We start from the raw sequence: 4,952 nt of genomic DNA, 5'->3' as shown, positions 1-4,952 counted from the left end.
GACAACAATTTTGGTAATCTAAAATGACCTAAGAATAAGGAAATAGTGGAAGATCTTTTAAAACGTGAATATCATGAAATTTTAAAACGCGTATATAAAGTCACCGAAGTACATGATAATAATGTGTGGGAAGAGCTACAAAAGCGCGATTAGTTGTTGTAAAACTTATCACTATCGAAAAGTTTTCAAAAAAGAAATTGAATTACATTCCTTATGCGCATCTGCTTTGTTACGTAGGATATGTAAACGTCGAATTAATAAAATATAAAAATTGGAACTTTTTCGCAGTCCTGCCTCCAGTAAATGATATGCTGAGAAAAAATTCAGCCTTGGAAAGTTTGCAGTGTACATTCAAGAGAGAGATCCAACTGATCGCATGCATGTAAGCAACGAAATGATTATAACGGTAGATGAGAAAGCCGTATACTATTTCGTGAGGGCGAGAGCAAATGTTTCGTAAAAAATTCAACGCCGAGGAACAACTAACAAAGATTTTCAACGAGCACCATGGAGAGATTATTATTGACAGCTGGCAATGCCTTGTCGGTATATCGCAAAATGGTGGATATATTATACCAGGCATAAAGCATGAAATAATCGTTGATATTCCACAAGAAGTCTGGAAAAGATTGTTGGAATATCTTAGCATAACGGGAGACCCAGAAGTGCTTTTTTCGAAAAAGATGATAAAGTGTATCCGTTAACACGTGAAGAGGCGAAAAAACACTTCTTTCAAAGAGTTATTAAATTGTTATCCAGCACCACGTGATAAATTGGCGGATTTTTAGGTATAACACGCTGATACGCGTTATAAGGATTTAAATATTTTGTTTCTGATAAACAAGATATGTTAAGAACCTTGAAAAAACTAATTGGTAAATGGGAGCCGAAGGAGGGGGTGATTTACCATGATAGACATATCGGTCCAAGTACTGCATATATACGAGGGAAGAATACAGTAATAATTGTAGAATGTAATATCGAGGGTAAGATATATCCATGTTCCTTCAAACTGGAGAAAGGAGTATATGAAATACACATTAAAAACATCTGGAGAGGGCGTACTGTAAAGATATATCATATTAAAAAAGAATTTGTAAAGGCGACGAAGTCGAAGAAACGATATGTGGTTTATAGACAACCCGACGCAGGAGAAGTTACTGAAATTCGTTACAATTTAATAATAAAAGATTCAACAAAATTGTTAGAGAGTAAGTAAGTTGTTATCAAGAACGACGTGGTAAATCGGTGGTTGATAGGGTATCGTTGGCCGAAATGCATTCACTGGCCTGTATAGCATCTTCCCCGCAGAGTTGTAGAACACCACAAGCGTGAATACCAAGCGTTGTACGTATATCCACCCAACGTCCCTCATCCATGGCTAACGCCGCGGTCTTCAGAATTCTAGGGGAACCAGGCGACAAGGCCCTGATTGCCCCTCTGCAAGCCAGATCCCACGTTAGTCACACGATGTTCGGCACGCTTGGGGCCCTTGGCATTCAGCACCCAGTGAATGAGGTAATGATTGAGATCAAGTCCTCCACGAGTTCTTGCGTGCCCTTAGGTTCTTCTCCGAAAACCACTTCAATCCTATCTCCCGTTGTCGAGAAGAACTCTTCGATGTACTCAAACCCGAAACGCGTTAGTCCGTCTTTGTATGCTATTAATACGACGTCTACACTCCTTCCCTCAACAAGTTTGAATAACTTAAGCATTCCTTTCCTTTATGTGTTTAATCCGCTTTCAATATCTTTTAGTACTTCAACTACCTTGTAACCTTTTGCCGTTGAGTAAATCGTGAGATACTTTATTTGTCTTTCCAACTCCTCTTTTTGATTGGTAGAGGACACCCTAGCGTAAATTACTGCTCTTATTTCTCCCTCCTCTCTAAGTACTTCTTAATCTCGCTGTAAGGTATCCTATACTCCCTCCTTCAGTCGTTACTACCCTTATCTTCCCTTCTCTAATCCACCGTAGGAGTGTTGAGTATGAAATGCCAAGAAGTTGGCAAGCCTCTTTAGGTCTCAGTAGTCTCTCCACAGAGTTAGTGGACAATAAATGAATATAAAAAGATTTCTATTAACGTGAGAAAGGACTCAGCCCTTAAAAGAAAGGAACAGAGCCAGATAACTCTTGAGACGGTTTGCAAAGATAAAGGTTTCATTATCGAATTTTAATCCATACCAGTTTTTGTAATCGAACCAAGAACCGTCGAGATAGTTCTTTAACCCAACTCGAGCCTCTTGATAGTGCTAGGTACGTAACCGGTGTGGGAAATAAACCCTGAAACGTCTACATCCTTTAATTTCATGACAACGACCTTACCTAACAGTCCTCCTAAGTCCACGTAGGAACCTGGAGGGGAATCTACCGGAATAATCCTCGCCCCGAGAATTTTGTTCAGGGTAATTCCCAAGGCTAGCACGTCTGATATAAGACCTATGACCTTGTCCATCCCTTGGGACTTACTCACTCCTACCATATCGATCCCGCTATTACAAACCGCTGATAAGGCGATGAGAGTATAAAAGTCTATATACCCTTCTAATGCTCTCTCGATCATAACGGAGTCCTCGCTTACCGGTATAAAGGTGCTACTGAGTCCCCCTACTGCCGAGGTAGCCATTGCACCTCCCTTCTTTACCGCATCCATCAATATCGCTAATGCAGCTAGAGATCCGTGACCTCCCATCTTCTCTATGCCCATTGCCTCTATAATCCCAGCAACACTGTCCCCAACTGTCGGAGAGGGAGCTAAGGACAAGTCCACGGTTGTAAAATTTATCCCCATCTTCTCGGCCACGCTCTTTCCTATCAATTCGCCCAGCCTTGTGACCTTAAACGCAGCTCTCTTGATAACGTCATGAAGTTCTTGTAGTGCTTTGGGATTACTCCTCCGTATTGCGCTTTCTATTACACCCGGTCCGCTAACTGCTATGTTAATAGTAGCTTCAGGCATCCCGAGACCGTGATGAGCGGAAGGTACGAAAGGTGAATCGGGAGGTACGTTAGCCATTATCGTTGCCCTAGAAGATGAGGTAGGTGGCATGTTAAAGATTTCATTAACATACAGTTTTATTGCCTCCATATTCATCCCAGCAATAGTAGACGCAGCGTTTATCATTCCTGTCAGTCTGTGAGTATTGTTTAACGCTTTTGCAAAGGTCTTTAGGGTCTTTAGGGCCCCTTTAGTAAACCCTCTGTCAGCAAAGGCTGAATATCCACTTATATAGTCTATTTTGTAAATCTCAGCGAGTTTATCTAAAAATTTAGCTATTTCTATTCCTTCTTCTTCTGCTAAACTTTCTAGGAAGAATTGGATAGGAGACACTGCTACCCTCTTGGTCACTACCCTTATACCGTATTTCCCTGATACTTCATCCACGGCATAAGTGAACTTTTCTAAGGTTTGGTTTAGAGTCTCCAATCTCTTTATGGTTGACTCCAAGTTTCCTGTAAGTGCGAATAGTGTGTTCACACTCAATGTGACAGACCTTATGTCTAATTCTTCTTCTCTCAGCATTCTATAGACTTCGACAATTTCCTCAGCACTGTACCGCATTCTTCACACCCTTTCTATATATCTGAAGACCTCTTCATGGTAGGCTTGCACTTCTACTCCTAGTTCCTTACCCTTCTCTTGCAATTGCTTTCTTAACTCCGCTAGGGACACTTTACACTTCGATATGTCTACTACCATTATCATTGCAAATATTCCTCTGACTACGGTCTGTGAAATGTCTATTATGTTGGCGTTATTTTCCGCGAGCTTAGATGCGATCCCTGCTACTATTCCCGGTTTATCAGCACCGACCACAATGATTACAGCGTTCTCCATCTGGATTATGTATGAGTAGAGTAATTTAACTCTTGGGATTTTTTCCGTATATTAGTTCTAGAACTTATTTATAATTGTAGATAAATTGTGATATGTGCAATATATTATTAATTACACTTTAAAATTTGATTAAGGGTTCCTACCACCAACTCTGAGCAAAATATTTATACTATCCTGCTATATATATAGTAGGAAAACTAAGATGAGGGAGACTATAGAGGTGACCGGAATTGCGATTCCTAAAGTATATAGCTATCAGTTGGACTTTATGGGGAGTATCTCTATATTTGTTTTCTCCATACTTAACTATTCTCCTTGAGAGTTCTATATCTTCTCCTTTTCTTATAGACTTAACATATGTAATAAGTTCTATTGCTGGAATACTCTTTATAAATCTATTAAAAGTATTTAGAGACGAAAGCATCACTAAGATGTCAATAGTGGTTTCTGGACTAGGTCTCATCATACTTGGGCTGTCAAACAACGCTATAAGCGCAATATTAGGGTTATTAACATACAACACTTACTGGATCGCCGTACCGTTCTTCTATTACAATTTATCCAGAGCAGAGAAAGAGCAGTTCTCAAAGACTTGGGCAATTTCTATGATACCGGCACTGATATTACCTATTGTTGGAGGCTTAATATCCCTTCATATTGGAATCAGAGCTATCTTCATAATTTCAGGGGTACTGATGATTTTGTCAGCAGTTCCGTTAACGTGGGTAAAGTTTAATATTGAAGGGGAGGGGCGTTCCGAAAATAGGGAGAGTTTAATTCCGCTTATCTTCTCCGTTCTTCCCTTATCTCTAGCCCTCCCCTTCTTATATGAGCTGAGGTCCTTTGAGTTATCAACCGTCTGGCTGACGTACGAGATAGGGGAAGTAGTAGGTATATTGTTAACATGGATATCGTGGAGGAATAATAACTCCTTAGCTGTAGCGCTACTGATCTTTTCAACAGTGATTGTAAACTCCTTTGTAGCATTAGGAGGTTTTTACTATGGGCTATCGGAGGCTGTCCTGAGCTCCGGAGTAGGTAGCGTAAACCCCAGAAGCTTCAAGACTGCCATCAGAGTAGCTACTATGGAAGCTTCGCTATGGACAATAGGATA

At 40.3% G+C, this 4,952-nt stretch carries 4 protein-coding genes and 2 pseudogenes; 3 read left to right on the top strand and 3 right to left on the bottom strand.

Features of this window, described 5'->3' with window-relative positions:
* The first annotated feature begins 847 nt into the window (after positions 1-847).
* Positions 848-1,219, top strand: coding sequence for a hypothetical protein (locus tag WIW89_RS13130; RefSeq protein WP_337721095.1), 372 nt, complete (start codon positions 848-850; stop codon positions 1,217-1,219).
* A gap of 155 nt (positions 1,220-1,374) precedes the next feature.
* Positions 1,375-1,503: pseudogene (locus WIW89_RS13125) on the top strand (serine hydroxymethyltransferase); the annotation flags it as partial.
* Between the two features lie 2 nt (positions 1,504-1,505).
* Here the strand turns inward: WIW89_RS13125 and WIW89_RS13120 are convergent.
* The 3 genes and pseudogenes from WIW89_RS13120 to WIW89_RS13110 all read right to left on the bottom strand — a co-directional run.
* A pseudogene (locus WIW89_RS13120) lies at positions 1,506-2,040 on the bottom strand (IS607 family transposase); the annotation flags it as partial.
* 184 nt (positions 2,041-2,224) lie between these two features.
* Complete coding sequence (locus tag WIW89_RS13115; RefSeq protein WP_337699996.1) at positions 2,225-3,562, bottom strand: DUF711 family protein; 1,338 nt, start codon at positions 3,560-3,562, stop codon at positions 2,225-2,227.
* A 3-nt stretch (positions 3,563-3,565) separates the two neighbouring features.
* Complete coding sequence (locus WIW89_RS13110; RefSeq protein WP_337699994.1) at positions 3,566-3,838, bottom strand: ACT domain-containing protein; 273 nt, start codon at positions 3,836-3,838, stop codon at positions 3,566-3,568.
* 230 nt (positions 3,839-4,068) lie between these two features.
* On the opposite strand from WIW89_RS13110, the gene WIW89_RS13105 reads away from it, so the two are divergent.
* Positions 4,069-4,952 (top strand): hypothetical protein (locus tag WIW89_RS13105; protein WP_337721094.1); only part of this gene is annotated, 884 nt, incomplete at its 3' end.

It is taken from the genome of Stygiolobus sp. CP850M, from assembly GCF_037389425.1.
Classification (GTDB): domain Archaea; phylum Thermoproteota; class Thermoprotei_A; order Sulfolobales; family Sulfolobaceae; genus Stygiolobus.
The sequence above is the reverse complement of the archived record's forward strand: the minus strand, read 5'-3'. Positions and strand labels throughout refer to the sequence as shown.